This window comes from Gangjinia marincola (assembly GCF_039523415.1).
Classification (GTDB): domain Bacteria; phylum Bacteroidota; class Bacteroidia; order Flavobacteriales; family Flavobacteriaceae; genus Gangjinia; species Gangjinia marincola.
Map to the genome: position 1 here is coordinate 513,532 of NZ_BAAAFG010000016.1, position 15,555 is coordinate 529,086.

Annotated in this window: 11 protein-coding genes; 3 read left to right on the top strand and 8 right to left on the bottom strand. The window is 38.9% G+C overall.

All coding sequences use genetic code 11. The features are described from left to right. Positions 1-47: 47 nt before the first annotated feature. The 7 genes from secDF to asnB all read right to left on the bottom strand — a co-directional run bounded on the left by secDF (position 48) and on the right by asnB (position 11,723). A complete protein-coding gene (gene secDF, locus ABD000_RS13335; protein ID WP_343768524.1) occupies positions 48-3,038 on the bottom strand; it encodes a protein translocase subunit SecDF in 2,991 nt (996 codons plus the stop codon). Positions 3,039-3,238: 200 nt separating this feature from the next. Beyond that, positions 3,239-4,165, bottom strand: coding sequence for a malate dehydrogenase (gene mdh, locus ABD000_RS13340; RefSeq protein WP_343768527.1), 927 nt, complete (start codon positions 4,163-4,165; stop codon positions 3,239-3,241). Between the two features lie 84 nt (positions 4,166-4,249). Then, positions 4,250-5,227 (bottom strand): DUF6588 family protein, encoded by a 978-nt coding sequence (locus ABD000_RS13345; protein ID WP_343768530.1) that lies wholly within the window; start codon positions 5,225-5,227, stop codon positions 4,250-4,252. 1 nt (position 5,228) lies between these two features. Then, positions 5,229-6,251 (bottom strand): DUF6588 family protein, encoded by a 1,023-nt coding sequence (locus ABD000_RS13350; RefSeq protein WP_343768533.1) that lies wholly within the window; start codon positions 6,249-6,251, stop codon positions 5,229-5,231. A 112-nt stretch (positions 6,252-6,363) separates the two neighbouring features. Further along, positions 6,364-8,304: a DNA topoisomerase (ATP-hydrolyzing) subunit B gene (gene gyrB, locus ABD000_RS13355; RefSeq protein ID WP_343768536.1), complete on the bottom strand. Its 1,941-nt coding sequence runs from the start codon at positions 8,302-8,304 to the stop codon at positions 6,364-6,366. 188 nt (positions 8,305-8,492) lie between these two features. Continuing rightward, positions 8,493-9,536 (bottom strand): dipeptide epimerase, encoded by a 1,044-nt coding sequence (locus tag ABD000_RS13360; RefSeq protein WP_343768539.1) that lies wholly within the window; start codon positions 9,534-9,536, stop codon positions 8,493-8,495. Positions 9,537-10,058: 522 nt separating this feature from the next. Further along, positions 10,059-11,723 carry an asparagine synthase B gene (gene asnB, locus ABD000_RS13365; RefSeq protein ID WP_343768541.1) on the bottom strand — a complete coding sequence of 555 codons (1,665 nt, stop codon included), beginning with the start codon at positions 11,721-11,723 and terminating at the stop codon, positions 10,059-10,061. A 244-nt stretch (positions 11,724-11,967) separates the two neighbouring features. Here asnB and ABD000_RS13370 point away from each other — a divergent pair, with 244 nt between their 5' ends. Continuing rightward, positions 11,968-12,504, top strand: coding sequence for a DUF2911 domain-containing protein (locus ABD000_RS13370; RefSeq protein ID WP_343768543.1), 537 nt, complete (start codon positions 11,968-11,970; stop codon positions 12,502-12,504). A 128-nt stretch (positions 12,505-12,632) separates the two neighbouring features. Here ABD000_RS13370 and ABD000_RS13375 read toward each other — a convergent pair whose 3' ends face one another. Then, positions 12,633-13,265 carry a 7-carboxy-7-deazaguanine synthase QueE gene (locus ABD000_RS13375; protein WP_343768545.1) on the bottom strand — a complete coding sequence of 211 codons (633 nt, stop codon included), beginning with the start codon at positions 13,263-13,265 and terminating at the stop codon, positions 12,633-12,635. A gap of 112 nt (positions 13,266-13,377) precedes the next feature. Between ABD000_RS13375 and ABD000_RS13380 the strand changes: the two genes are divergently transcribed. Both ABD000_RS13380 and ABD000_RS13385 read left to right on the top strand, forming a co-directional pair. Further along, a complete protein-coding gene (locus tag ABD000_RS13380) occupies positions 13,378-14,913 on the top strand; it encodes a helicase HerA-like domain-containing protein (protein ID WP_343768547.1) in 1,536 nt (511 codons plus the stop codon). Positions 14,914-14,952: 39 nt separating this feature from the next. Continuing rightward, entirely contained in the window at positions 14,953-15,507 is a 555-nt protein-coding gene (locus tag ABD000_RS13385; protein WP_343768549.1) for a hypothetical protein, read from the top strand. Positions 15,508-15,555: the final 48 nt, after the last annotated feature.

The window sequence follows — 15,555 nt, forward strand, 5'->3', positions numbered from 1 at the left end:
TCAAACAAATGTTAGATGGCTTTTCTCTCTATTATAAATTCGTCGAATTATGCCTCTACAGGTTCTTCAACTGTTTTTCTTTTGAGTAATTCTGTTCCTTTTTTCTTTGCGGTATCGTACATCACCGGTGTTGCAATAAATAATGAAGAATATGTCCCCACGACCACACCAACTATCAAGGCAAAGATCAATCCTCTAATACTTTCTCCTCCAAAAATAAAGATAGCTAAAAGTACAATTAAGGTAGTAAGAGATGTGTTTAATGTACGACTCAATGTGCTGTTTAAAGCTGCATTGATGGTTCTACCCATTACCCATTTAGGATGATCATTGACAAATTCTCTAATACGGTCAAATACAACTACCGTATCATTTAAGGAGTACCCAATTACAGTAAGTATCGCTGCTATAAACGCCTGATCAATTTCCATGTTAAACGGCATGAATTTATAGGTTAAGGAAAAGATTCCCAGAACGATCAAAACATCATGAAATACTGCAGCAACCGCTCCCAGTCCAAACTGCCACTTACTAAATCGAAGTAAGATATATAAGAATACTACGATCAATGAACCAAATACCGCATACAAGGAGTTTTCTTTGATATCATCTGCAATCGTTGGTCTTACTTTAGCCTTAGATAAAATTCCAATCTTATCATCACTTCCTTCAATTCTAAACTGCTCATACGTGATTCCGCTAGGTAAATATTCCTGTACAGCATCATATAATTTCTGCTGAATTTCTTCATCAACTTCAGCTCCTTCTTCATCGGTTTTATACTTTGTAGAAATTTTCAATTGGTTATTGGAACCATAAATTTTTGCATCTGCACTACCAAACGTAGCGATAAGATTATTTTCAACTTCTACAGGATTTACCTCTTGATCAAAACGTACGGTATAGGTTCTACCTCCAACAAAATCAATTCCTTGATCTAGACTATTTGTTAGCAGTGATCCAATACTTACTGCAATTAATACGAAAGAAACGATATAAGAAATCTTACGCTTTCCTAAGAAATCAATACTCATATTTTTGAAGAGGTTCTTGGTTACTCCTGTGGAGAACGCAAGGTCTTTCCCGTTTTTTGTATATGCATCGATAAATAAGCGCGTAATAAAAATTGCTGTAAATAAGGATGTTGCTATACCAATCAATAAGGTTGTCGCAAATCCTTTAATAGGACCTGTACCAAAGATTAATAAAATAAGTCCCGTTAATCCTGTCGTAATATTTGCATCTAAAATTGAGGATAGCGCGTTATTGAAACCGTCTTTAATGGCGTCTTTTTGCAGCTTTCCTTTAGCCAGTTCTTCCCTAATGCGTTCAAAGATAAGTACATTGGCATCTACTGACATACCAATAGTTAAGATGATACCAGCAATACCGGGTAATGTCAAAACAGCTCCTAATCCGGCCAATACTCCAAAGATGATTAAGATATTTACCATAAGCGCGATATCTGCATAGGCTCCTGCTTTACCGTAGTAAAAAATCATCCAGACCAATACAAATGCCAGCGCAATTAAGAATGATAACATCCCAGAGTCGATGGCCTCTTGACCTAATGAAGGACCAACAGTTGCACTTCGAATGATCTCGGCTGAAGCCGGAAGTTTACCAGCGCGTAGTACATTGGCTAAATCTTTTCCTTCGGCAACCGTAAAATCACCTGAAATCTCACTTCGGCCTCCAGATATACCTCCTGCTTGTGAAACACCCGGAGCAGAATACACAATATCATCAAGAACGATTGCAATTTGGCTTCCTTGCGCTGCTGCACGGGCGGTCATCTCTTCCCACTTCTTTGCTCCAACACCATCCATTTGCATCGTCACTACTACGCTGCCCACCTGGTTGAACTGTTGTGAAGCATCTGTAATGACATTACCTGCAAGCTCAGCTTTATTTTGTCTATTAGTTTTTAATGCATATAAATCAACCAGCTCACTGTCCTCTTCTTGTTTACCCCATACAAATTTCACGTAACGCTGCTCTGCCGGAAGCAAGGAGCGTATTTGTGGCATGTTGAGGTATTCAATGACTTGCTCTCTATCTTCAGCTTCAAATGTGGCTAAAACAGGACCCTGAGCTTGTCCCGGTGCAACAAGGGTTTCAAACAAAGGTCCTCTGTCTACTGCCACCTCTGTAGAATCTTCGGCATCAGCCAAGAGATTTTCAATATCACTATCTACATCTGTACTATCAACTGCTGCCTTTGACGCATCTTTTTTTACGATCCCTTTTAAGGTCTCATTGGCTTGAAATAAAAATGATCCAAATTCTCCTGCTTTGTATACATCCCAAAATTCAAGTTGTGCAGTGGTTTGGAGAAGGTTCTTAATACGCTCTACATCTTTAGCTCCGGGAAGTTCCACTAAAATTCTACCCGAGTTTCCTAATCGCTGAATATTAGGCTGAACAACTCCAAACTTATCAATACGCTTACGCAAAACCTCAAAGGCAGACGTGATAGATTCATCAACTTTACGACGAATGATAGGTTTTACCTCATCATTATCCATCTCAAAGTTAATTTCGTTGCTTAAGGTTTTATTCGCAAATATGTCTGGCGAAGCTAAGTTAGCTCCTTCAATATTGTCAAAAGCTTCAAAAAACAAATCAATGTAGTCATCCTGACTCTCTTTTTGAGCTTGATCTGCCGCATCTAATGCTTGATTAAAGGCCGGATTTTTTGACTCATTAGAAAGTCCTTCTAAAATATCTCGTACTGAGATTTGCAGGGTTGCATCGATACCCCCCTTTAAATCCAGTCCTTTATTAAGTTCTTTATTTTTTGCAGTGTTGTAGTCAATACCTAGAAATACGGGATCATTACCGATAGAATCTAAATAACGACGCTCTGCGCGATCTCTCTCTCCTGAATAATCTTCAACAGTTTCGCTAACTTGCGCCTGTGCGAACTCCTCAGCTTCATTTTCAACCTTGTTTGCAATAAATGTGAATGATAATTGATAAATACTTACCAATACAAACAAAACAGCAAATACCTTAATTATTCCCTTATTCTGCATTATTCCTTTAAATTAAAATCGATATATTAAAATAGTGTTAATCTGTTTTTTAAAAACGGACAAATATAGGATTTCGATAACGAACTGACAATAATTTTTTATCGTGATTTATACCCGTGTAAAATCAATTTATTTTAATGTTTTTAAACTGAAAAAGGCTGCCGATGGCAGCCTTTTAATCCTATATAATCTGTTTATTCTTAAACGTCTAAAAGTCCGTTTGTCTTCTTAACACCTTCTGCACTTTCGTGAAGCTTTTCTTTCTCGGTGTCATTTAATTTAATCTCGACGATTTTTTCGATTCCATTTTTACCTAAAATTACGGGAACACCTATACAAAGATCATTTAAGCCGTATTCACCTTCTAATAAAGCAGAACATGGGAACATTTTCTTTTGATCGTTCGCTATTGCCTGAACTAATCCAGATACTGCTGCACCCGGTGCGTACCATGCCGAAGTTCCTAACAAACCTGTAAGTGTTGCTCCTCCTACTTTAGTTTCCTGTACCACGTAATCCATCTTGTCGCTGTCTAAAAATTCTGAAACTTTGACGCTGTTTCGGGTGGCATGATGTATTAAAGGTACCATTCCTTTATCACTATGACCGCCAATCACCATTCCATCAACATCAGAAATTGGTGCCTCTAAGGCTTCCGCAAGGCGATACTTAAAGCGTGCACTATCTAATGCCCCGCCCATACCTATAATCTTATGCTTGGGTAAACTGGTTGTTTTGTGTACTAAATAGGTCATGGTATCCATAGGATTACTCACTACGATCACTACCGCGTTTGGAGAATGTTCAATTAAGCTGGATGAAACCGATTTTACGATCCCCGCATTAATCCCTATCAATTCCTCGCGGGTCATACCTGGTTTTCTGGGAATTCCCGAAGTAATTACAACTACATCACTTTCTGCCGTTTTCGAGTAATCATTGGTTGATCCTGTTATTTTAGTATCAAATCCATTAAGCGAAGCTGTTTGCATCAAGTCCATAGCTTTCCCTTCGGCAAAACCCTCTTTGATATCCAGTAAAACAACTTCAGCAGCAAAATTTTTCATCGCAATGTACTCAGCACAGCTAGCTCCAACAGCTCCTGCTCCAACGACCGTAACTTTCATATAGGTAAATTTTTAGAATTATTGATTTTCGCGAAAATACAATTTCCACATCGTTTTAAACGAATCTGTGACGTGAAAATCGCGTTAATTAATCGTGTAATGTAGTCCTAAGTTGTAATTCAAAAACGATCCAAAAGAAAACTCTGATTTTACCGTGAATTGATCAATCCTCCAATTAAAGCCAAGATCTGCCTGGATGGTAGTGGCATCTATTTCTGCATCACTGGCGAATGCGTTAAGCGCATCTTCTAATATTACGGGATCTGCCTCAAATAAATTAGTGGTAGAAGAAGTGGAATAACTCACTGCTGCCAATAGATCAAATTGCTCCAGATGCTTTGATGCCACCAGTTGAAACGAATACGAATCTGCATCAGTCAGCGACTTAGTTATTTTAAAGTTCTCTGCATCGTCTAGTGTTGTCGATAGGCTTACGTCAAAATCAAAGCGCGAATAAGTGGCTAGCAACGATAAATATAAATTCTTCTCTTCTAATGCTGAAAAATAACGGCTCACTTGGTGTTGAATTCCTACCCCATACGCCTGATAAGTTAATTTATCAATTTCAAATCCCGGGGTATATCTTAAGGTAACCTGCGTATCTAAGGGCACTCCTACAGCCGCCTGAAGATAAGGATAGACCACAAAATCTCTGTCGACACCCTCATAAGCAGTAAATTTAATATCCTGATTTAGTATTGGTCTTTTTCCTAAAAATTGGAGATCATCTTTACCTCCTAAAGATGTAGGAATTTCTACACTGGCCTCACCTGTTTCTATTTCAAAAAATTTTAAATCACTTTGATTTACCGTAAAACTTTGTTGTGAAGATGGCACATACAATACATTACCCCCAATGGCAACATCAACTTGCCATTTATCCAGCGTTTTCCCGCTAATATACCAGCCACCTCTAGACATCATGGTAGCTGCATTTGCGCCCGGCTCAATATACTCTTGGGAAATAAATAAGATATCTTGTGCTGCATCGGCAATATCATTTTGCGCTTGCAGCGGAAGATAGAGTGCAAGAATAGAAAGAATTCCTAAAAATCTTTTCATACTACCTAAAACTAAATGACATTCCTGTTGTAAAGGTTTGATACTCCTGAAGCGTGTAATTACCAAATAGCTTAAAGAATCCAAGATTAAAGCGTAATCCAAGTGTCATACTGGGACCTCCCGCATTAAAATCAAGACTTAAGGGATCAGTAATGGTTTGGGTTATAGTTTGACCAGAATTTTCTTCGGTATATTCTAAGACATACTCTCCTCTCATATTAAAGGTAGAAGTACCGAAACCGTATCCTGCTCCTCCATAAATCGTGATGATCGGAAAATCTAATGAAGCAACTCCCTGTACTGTCCATGAATTGATCTTGAATTCGCCCAATTGATTTGACCCGGGAATAAGGTCTACTCCCTGTAAATTATAATCCACATTTACTCTGGTAAAACCTCCTAAAACAGAAACGTTGAGCGGTAAACGGTCTAGAGGTCCAAAATACTGCATGATATCATGCATTAAAGCAACTCCAAAAAGATTCCCTTCATTATTATCATTCCCTACATTGGGCACGTATCTAATTTTTAAATTTGTATTAAACGGCAATCCTAGTCCTGCTTGAACCATGACACTGGGAACCAAACTAACAGGAAGATCTTTGGCTACACCATCTGGCATTAAAATCTCAGCTAATTGTACTTGGTTTCCTTCAGCTTCAATTGCCACTTGAATAGGGACTGAAGATGCATCACCACCAAGTAAAGTAGGGTATTCCTGAGTTCCTCCATCAACCGTTAAAAAGGTATAATCATTTTCATCAAAAGTGAAGTTCTTATCTTCCTCTGAGATAATGGAACCATTCACCGTAAATGTAATATCAAAACCCCAGGCTTTATGTGTTTTAGCCGTAGTATACCACCCATTGTTCAAGTTATAATTCACCCCTTTCATTGCGGGATTAAGGTATTTTTGCATCAGTGTGTTGACATCTTCGGTTCCTGCCAGTAGAAGACCTTCAATCTCTTGGGCATTAACACCCTGAGCGAACAATACACTAAAAAGTAGGATGAGTTTTTTCATAATTCTATGCATTATTAAGCTTTTAGCCAGATCGGCAAGTTACCAAAAAAAAGATTCCCGATGTTACCTGCGGGTAACATCGGGAATCATAAAAGTCTAACCTTAGATTGAGTTACACGTCAATATTAGCGTATGTCGCATTTTTCTCAATAAATTCACGACGAGGTGGAACTTCGTCCCCCATCAACATAGAAAAAATACGATCTGCCTCTACTCCATTATCAATACTAACCTGGCGAAGTGTTCTAAACTCTGGGTTCATGGTAGTATCCCATAACTGCTCTGCGTTCATCTCACCCAGACCCTTATAACGCTGGATACTTGCCCCACCTTTCATGTTATCTACAATACTATCTCGTTCACTATCATCCCAAGCATAAATCTTCTTAGATCCTTTTTTGACTAAATATAATGGCGGGGTAGCAATGTAAATGTGTCCATTCTCAATAAGCTCACGCATATACCTAAAGAAGAAGGTAAGAATCAAGGTTTCAATATGACTTCCATCGACGTCTGCATCACACATGATGACCACTTTGTGATACCTTAGTTTGCTTAAATTTAATTCTTTGCTGTCTTCTTCGGTACCAATGGTAACACCCAATGCCGTGAAAATATTCTTAATCTCTTCATTTTCAAAGACACGGTGAGACATGGCTTTTTCCACATTTAAAATCTTCCCCCGCAAGGGTAAAATTGCCTGGAACTTTCGGTCGCGTCCTTGTTTTGCAGTTCCTCCTGCAGAGTCTCCCTCAACTAGAAATACTTCACACATTGCAGGGTCCTGCTCAGAGCAATCTGATAATTTTCCGGGTAATCCCCCAATGCTCATCACCGTTTTACGCTGCACCATCTCACGTGCCTTTTTAGCAGCGTGCCGCGCCTGAGCAGCCAAGATTACTTTTTGCACGATGGTTTTTGCGTCGTTTGGATTTTCCTCAAGATAGTTCTCAAGCATCTCTGATACTGCTTGCGAAACCGCTGAAGTAACCTCACGGTTACCCAATTTTGTTTTGGTCTGGCCTTCAAACTGAGGCTCCTGAACTTTTACCGAAATAATTGCAGTTAATCCTTCTCTAAAGTCATCTCCCGCGATATCAAATTTTAGTTTATCTAACATTCCGCTAGCATCAGCATACTTCTTTAACGATGAGGTTAAGCCACGTCTAAACCCAGCCAAATGCGTTCCACCTTCGTGAGTATTGATGTTATTTACGTAAGAGTGAAGGTTTTCAGCATAAGATTCATTATAAATCATCGCCACTTCTACGGGGACTCCATTCTTTTCACCTTCTACTGAAATAACATCGGTAATAATAGGGTTTCGGTTCCCATCTAAAAACTTAACAAATTCTTTAAGACCTTCTTTTGAATGAAAAACTTCAGTAGGGTGTTCTCCTTTTTCATCAGTTTCACGTCTATCTGTAAGTGTTACGGTGATACCCTTATTCAAATACGCTAATTCACGCATCCTGCTGGCCAGTGTATCGTAGTTATACTCTGTTACCTGAGTAAAGATGCTACGATCTGGCAGGAAAGTTACCTCGGTTCCATTTTTGTCAGAATCACCAGTCGCTTTGACAGGATAAATTGCCTTACCGCGTTCATATTCTTGCTCCCAAACTTTACCTTCACGATAGACTGTGGCATGTAAGTGATCTGAAAGTGCATTCACACAACTCACCCCTACACCATGCAATCCACCGGAAACTTTATACGAGTCTTTATCAAATTTCCCCCCAGCACCAATTTTAGTCATTACAACCTCCAGTGCAGAGATACCTTCTTTTTTGTGAATTCCCACAGGAATACCACGACCATTATCCTTTACGGTAATGGAATTATTTTCATTGATAATAACATCAATATGATCACAATGACCCGCTAATGCTTCATCAATTGAGTTATCAACTACTTCGTAGACAAGATGATGCAATCCTCGTACACCTACATCTCCAATATACATGGAAGGACGCTTACGTACGTGTTCCATACCTTCAAGCGCCTGGATACTATCTGCCGAATATTGCGGTTGATTCTTCTCTTCACTCATAAAATTCTTGTTTTATTAATGCTCTACTTTTTATTCAAATAGATCCCGCTCATAATTGCGGGATAATCGACCTGTACGCTTCTTAAAAAATTCTAAAAACAGGTCATTTACAAATATACCTAAATAGGCCACTTTCTTAGTGCAAAAGCCCTGCCAATAGGGGGAAGTTATCAACAAAATGTGGGTAATTATTGCTGCCGAAGTGTGTGAATTCCATTACCTGAAATATTGCCATAAACTAATCTTCCATCGACAAATTTTACTCCCTTTGCAAGATCATTTTTTAACAGCATAGCACCATCTGTATCAAGATAATCTACCCATGGAGCCAATTGACATATATTTGCGATACCAACACCAGATTCTGTCATACAACCCAGCATGATTTTCAATTTCAATTCACGCGCTTGTTGAATCATTTTAATCGCGGGTGTGATTCCGCCACATTTCATTAATTTTATGTTTACCGCGTGAAATCCTGTTGAGCATTTAAGTATATCTTCGTAACGCGGACAACTTTCATCTGCCATAAGCGGTAAAACACTTTTCAATTTCAACCTGTCCATTGACTCAATCTTATGATTTGGCAAAGGTTGTTCAATGAACTCCACTCCCAGTGTTTTCATTTGCTTTGCAAACTCTACTGTTTGGTTAGCAGTCCAGGCGCAGTTCGCATCAACTCTAAAAACGGCACTGGTTTGGGAACGTAAAAATTTGATCACGTTAAGATCATCCTTACCTCCTAGCTTAATTTTATACACAGGCCAGGGTGTTTCCCTCAATTTCTCTATCATTTTGTCCATAGAGGCCAAACCTATGGTATAGCTAGTATTAAGACTTAAACTATTGTTTTTAAATGCTTTGAAATCAACCGAAAGCAAATCTCTTAACGAAATACCGCGTTTTTTTGATTTCCAATCCCAAAAAGCAGAATCGATAGCGCATAAGGCAAAATAATCTTCTTTTAGCGATTGAGATAACTCGTTCCATAACGCTTGCGGAGATGTGCGAGATGCATCTTTTACCTTTTGTGCTACACTTACTACTGACCTTTGTATTTTTTCTACGGTACTCCCGTAGTACGGATTGGCTGTTGCTTCGCCATACCCTGTATGATCACCACAGGTAATTGAGACTATGACAGTTTCTTGTATCTCTATCGTATATCGAGAAATAGTGAAAGGATGCCTGAGGGGTAGTTTATAGACCTGCGCCGAAATCTTTAATTTCATAAATACAGTAAGATAGTGCTTTTAAAATGATCAAAACTCCTTAAAAAGTCCTCAACCCGATCCACTATTCCTTCTTTAATAATCTTACTAAAAGGTGGATGAAGAGTAAACTGATGAAACTTTATTTTCTTTTGCCAATATAATTAATGATTCCCTTAAAAGGCCTCACCCCCTAACCCCTCTCCCGTCGGAGAGGGAGAACTATAAATTGAAAGTATGATTAGGAATAATACAATGGTTAATTCGACCGGCATCTTGAGCAAAAAGCTCAGAATGGGTACATACATCATGAGAAAGAGACCCCGCATTGTTGCGGGGTTAATTCGACCATCATCCTGTGCAAAAAGCTCAGGATGGGTCCACATATCATGAAAAAGAGACCCCGCATTGTGGTGGGGTTAATTCGACCATCATCCTGATCAAAAAGCTCAGAATGGGTCCACATATCATGAAAAGAGACCCCGCATTGTTGCGGGGTTAATTCGACCGGCATCCTGAGCAAAAAGCTCAGAATGGGTCTCATTAATATGCATCTTCGTGAATTTTAGCGACGGCTCTTCCGCTGGGATCATTCATGTTTTTAAAGGCCTCATCCCATTCTAATGCGATTTTTGTGCTACAGGCTATGCTTGGCTCTTGGGGCACACTCAACGCCGCTGCATCGCTGGGGAAATGCTCTTCAAAAATACTTCGGTAATAATATTCTTCTTTATTCTGTGGGGTTTGCAATGGAAATCTATATTGAGCGTTTTCCATTTGCCCGTCTGTTACCTCAACATTCACCTTTTCTTTTAAGGTATCAATCCAGCTGTATCCCACTCCGTCGCTAAACTGTTCCTTTTGTCTCCAGACTACTTCTTGAGGGAGATAATCTTCAAAAGCTTTTCGAATCACCCATTTTTCCATACGATCCGTTGTGATCATCTTATCTCTAGGGTTGATTCTCATGGCTACATCCATAAACTCTTTGTCTAGGAATGGTACACGACCTTCAATTCCCCATGCTGCCAAACTTTTATTCGCGCGTAAGCAGTCGTACATGTGGAGTTTATTCAATTTTCGAACTGTTTCTTCATGAAATTCCTTTGCATTTGGAGCCTTATGAAAATATAAATAACCTCCAAAGAGTTCATCTGCTCCTTCGCCAGACAAGACCATTTTTATTCCCATAGATTTGATCACGCGCGCCATGAGATACATGGGCGTACTGGCCCTAATTGTTGTGATGTCATACGTTTCTAATTGATAAATCACATCTCTTATCGCATCTATTCCCTCTTGGATCGTAAATTCTATCTCGTGATGTACTGTCCCGATATGATCGGCTACTTTTCGGGCGGCAGCCAAATCAGGAGAACCTTTTAATCCTACGGAAAACGAATGCAATTGAGGCCACCAAGCTTTCGTTTTATCATCTGCTTCTATACGCATCTCGGCATATTTTTTAGCAATAGCCGAAGTGACCGAAGAATCCAAGCCCCCGCTCAACAGCACGCCATAAGGAACATCACTCATTAATTGTCTATGTACAGCATCTTCAAGTGCTTGCTGAAGCTCAACAACTGAAGTTTCATGGTCTTTTACAGTATCGTAATCCTGCCAATCCCTTTGATACCACCGGACGAATTTTGCGTCGGAACTTTTTAAATAGTGACCCGGCGGAAACAATTCAATTTTTGAACAAGTACCCTCCAAGGCTTTTAATTCTGAAGCTACATAAAAAGTTCCATGTTGATCCCAGCCCATATACAGAGGGATGATTCCCATATGATCGCGTGCGATGAAATATTCATTGGCTTGATTATTATAAATTGCAAAGCCAAAAATACCATTGAGCTCATCCAAAAACTCAGCACCTTTTTCTTGATATAATGCTAATAAGACTTCGCAATCACTATTGGTTTTAAACTGATAGGCTCCACCCAATTGATCTCGTAAAGCTCTGTGATTATAAATTTCTCCATTTGCCGCTAAAACAAGCTTTCCATCTGGGCTCACCAGCGGTTGCTTGCCTGAAGCGGGATCTACAATCGCCAGGCGCTCATGCGCCATGACCGTAGTACCATTGGCGTAGACTCCACTCCAATCGGGACCGCGATGTCTTATTTTTTTTGCCATTTCTAACACTCTAGGTCTTACCTGATCAGGAGATTCTTTTGCATCAAAAGCACATACAATTCCGCACATAATTATCGATTTAAATTCTGGGCTAAATTCTACCTTATCCTTCTATTTAAAAAGTCAAAGAGCCTAAATGGTTTTGAATTGTAGTTCTAAAGCTCATTTTTATATCAATTTGGTAGATGAATTAGTGTTTATTGGTATGATTAAGTCAAACTGTAAGTTATACAACCCAATAGTTTAGCAGAGCCTTAACAGCGAGTGCTTTTGCTTATAGATATATTTATACGGTAAATAAAAAATAAAAACAATGAAAAATGTACTAGCTTTAATTGCTCTTTGTGTGACAGTCTCATTTCAAACCACTCAAGCACAGGATTTTCCTGATATGGATAAAAGTCCCATGGATATTGCAATGCTTAGAGGTGATAACAATCAGGCCTTGATACGCGTTATATATAGCCGCCCTCAAAAAAAGGATCGCGAGATTTTTGGAAAATTGGTTCCCTATGGTAAAATTTGGAGAACAGGTGCTAATGAAGCGACTGAAATTACCTTTTACGTAGATATGATGCTTAATGATTCTAAAATTGAAGCCGGAACGTACAGCTTATATACAATCCCTGGAGAGAAAGAATGGACTGTGATCCTAAATAAAACTACAAACAGATGGGGAACCAGTGGTTACAGCCAGGAACAAGACGCAGTGAGGATTAATGCGCCGGCAAGAACATCTCCTGCAACCATTGAATCATTTTCTATTGCATTTAAGCCCACAGACAATGGAGCACATCTAATGATGGGCTGGGATGATACATTTATACAGGTACCATTTAAGAAAGCCTAATAAACAAAGAGGTTAAAATTAGAATGTCCTGAAAACATATATCAGGACATTCTAATTTTAAAGGATTAAATCATATAGATGACCCATAGAATATATCGTATTAACGTAAAATTCTTTTTAATTCAGACCTAAGGAATATTGAGATATTTATGGGTTTGTAAGCTCATAATCCATTTAGGATTTTGCATTACATAGTCAATCATCTTTGGCATCATCTTTTCGCGTTTGCTCCATTCTGGTTGTAAAAATAGTTTACAATTTTGATTAACTTTTTTAGCTTGTTCCTCAGCGAAAGCGAAATCATGCGTATTATAAACGATCACTTTTAGTTCGTTGGCACGTTGATAGACTTCTGCTTTAGGAAGCATTCTTTTTTTAGGTGATAAGCATATCCAATCCCATTCTCCTGAAAGTGGATAAGCACCAGATGTTTCGATGTGGGTTTGTACGCCTTTAGACTTCAACTTTTTTGTCAATGGGTTCATATCCCACATTAATGGCTCCCCACCAGTTATTACAATGGTATCACTGTGCTTAATTGCGTTATCCACAATATGATTAATAGACGTAGGAGGATGTGTATCAGCATCCCAGCTTTCTTTTACATCACACCAATGACAACCCACATCACAACCGCCTACACGTATAAAATAAGCCGCTTTACCTTTATGATATCCTTCGCCCTGAATAGTGTAAAATTCTTCCATTAACGGGAGCATTTCACCCTTATCTACCTGTTGCTTTACCTCTGCTGTCATCATGTGGTACAAAGATATTGCTTTTCGTCTAGTTGCTTGAAGATTCCTATTTAAATTGCATGAGTTTTCTTTTAACTCAATACTATTGTTATTTTTGATGTATTAAGAAGAACTCATGAGTAAGACCGAAGAATTTATTAGTCATATCACCAAAGGAAACACCTTTAAAGGTGAATACCTCACCATGGGCGCGGCTATGTTGGAGGGAAAAACAATTACGAATGCTTTTGTAAACATTCCCTTAAAAACACTTAACCGCCACGGTTTAATCGCAGGTGCTACCGGAACAGGTAAAACAAAAACTTTGCAGGTGATTGCCGAAAATTTAAGTGAGCAAGGAATACCTGTATTGCTCATGGATATGAAAGGTGATCTTAGCGGAATTGCTAAAGCAAGTACTGGACACGCAAAAATTGATGAGCGCCACGAGAAAATTGGACTGCCGTTTACCCCTAAGGGTTTTCCTGTTGAAATTCTAACGTTATCAGAACAAAATGGTGTTCGTATGAGGGCTACTGTAAGTGAATTTGGCCCTGTGCTATTCTCGCGAATTATTAATGCCACACCGGCACAATCTGGCATTATCTCAGTTATCTTTAAATACTGTGATGATAATGACTTACCACTGCTGGATCTAAAAGACTTTAAAAAAGTGTTGCATTATGCGACTAATGACGGCAAAAAAGAGATTGAAGAACACTACGGGCGAGTTTCTACAGCCTCTACGGGTTCCATTTTAAGAAAAGTTATCGAACTGGAGCAACAGGGAGCAGATATTTTCTTTGGCGAAACTTCGTTCGAAGTTCAGGATTTATGTAGGATTGAGGAAAACGGAAAAGGTATGATTAACATCATTCGCCTGACTGATATTCAAGATCGCCCTAAGCTGTTTTCTACGTTTATGTTGAGTTTACTGGCAGAAATCTATGCTACTTTTCCAGAACAAGGTGATAGCGGTCGTCCAGAACTGGTCATTTTTATTGATGAGGCGCACCTTATTTTTAAAGAAGCTTCAGCTGCTCTACATAGCCAGATTGAAAGCATTGTAAAGTTGATTCGGTCTAAGGGAGTGGGATTATATTTAGTTACTCAAAATCCCACCGATATTCCTGAAGGTGTCTTGAGTCAATTAGGACTAAAAGTACAGCACGCCCTGCGGGCATTCACTGCAAAAGATCGAAAAGCAATTAAGCTAACCGCTGAAAATTATCCAGACTCACCGTATTATGACACAAAAGAAGTGCTCACATCTTTAGGAATTGGAGAGGCTTTAATTTCTGCACTGGATGAAAAAGGTCGCCCTACGCCATTAGCCGCCACTATGCTTAGAGCGCCTATGTCGCGCATGGATATCCTGTCTAAAAAAGAATTAGAAGAAATTACCTCATCGTCAACACTCGCTAAAAAATATAATCAGGAGATTGATCGTGAGAGTGCCTATGAATTACTGAATGAGAAAATAAAGAAAGCAAATCAGGAAGAAGCTAAAGCTAAAGCACAAGAAGAACGAAAAAAAGCTGAAAAAACTACTTCAAAACGCCGAAGCAGCAGAACAACCCAAAGCCCTACACAAAAAGCAGTGATCAAAGTGTTAACCAGTGCTACGGTAATTAGAAGCGTATTGGGCATATTGGGTAAAATGATTAAATAGCTTATATAGGGTTTAAGGTTTAAGCAAAAGAATATAAAAATGAATAGAACAATAATTAGTGTAAGCTTAATAGTACTGTTGATGACCTCTTGTGAAGTAGGAAATGATCCTTTTTTGATTACGGCAGATCAAGTTGGTAAATTGTCAAAAGAGACCAGAGTTAGTCAATTAGGTGAAATTTATAAACAGGATTCAATTGTTAACCGAAGGTTTGACAGCACCTATATATTTGGCGGAAATGAAATAGAAATCTATGAGACTTCGGGAAATCAACTTTTACGCCTTGACCCAAAAACACCTGGAGATACAGCTAGCCGAATTGGGGATATTAGAATATTGGATCCAGCGTTTAAAACCGAAAAAGGATTGAGTACCCGAAGCACCTATAAAGAAATTTTGGAGAATTATACGATTAAGAAAATTGAGAATACAATTACAGATGCAGTCATCTTTTTAGAGGAAATTCCAGCATACATCACTATTGATAAAAAACACCTCCCTACGATATTTCAGCTTTCCACAACCCATAAAATAGAATCCAGCCTCATCCCAGATAACGCTCCAATCGACCAGTTTTGGATTGGTTGGGAGTAGAAGTAGGAAGTAGGAAGTAGGAAGTAGGAAGTAGGAAGTAGGAAGTAG

Bases quoted from the DNA above. Each gene is read 5' to 3' on its own strand.
- secDF (WP_343768524.1), bottom strand. From the start codon at position 3,038: ATGCAGAATAAGGGAATAATTAAGGTATTTGCTGTTTTGTTTGTATTG.
- mdh (WP_343768527.1), bottom strand. From the start codon at position 4,165: ATGAAAGTTACGGTCGTTGGAGCAGGAGCTGTTGGAGCTAGCTGTGCT.
- ABD000_RS13345 (WP_343768530.1), bottom strand. From the start codon at position 5,227: ATGAAAAGATTTTTAGGAATTCTTTCTATTCTTGCACTCTATCTTCCG.
- ABD000_RS13350 (WP_343768533.1), bottom strand. From the start codon at position 6,251: ATGAAAAAACTCATCCTACTTTTTAGTGTATTGTTCGCTCAGGGTGTT.
- gyrB (WP_343768536.1), bottom strand. From the start codon at position 8,304: ATGAGTGAAGAGAAGAATCAACCGCAATATTCGGCAGATAGTATCCAG.
- ABD000_RS13360 (WP_343768539.1), bottom strand. From the start codon at position 9,536: ATGAAATTAAAGATTTCGGCGCAGGTCTATAAACTACCCCTCAGGCAT.
- asnB (WP_343768541.1), bottom strand. From the start codon at position 11,723: ATGTGCGGAATTGTATGTGCTTTTGATGCAAAAGAATCTCCTGATCAG.
- ABD000_RS13370 (WP_343768543.1), top strand. From the start codon at position 11,968: ATGAAAAATGTACTAGCTTTAATTGCTCTTTGTGTGACAGTCTCATTT.
- ABD000_RS13375 (WP_343768545.1), bottom strand. From the start codon at position 13,265: ATGATGACAGCAGAGGTAAAGCAACAGGTAGATAAGGGTGAAATGCTC.
- ABD000_RS13380 (WP_343768547.1), top strand. From the start codon at position 13,378: ATGAGTAAGACCGAAGAATTTATTAGTCATATCACCAAAGGAAACACC.
- ABD000_RS13385 (WP_343768549.1), top strand. From the start codon at position 14,953: ATGAATAGAACAATAATTAGTGTAAGCTTAATAGTACTGTTGATGACC.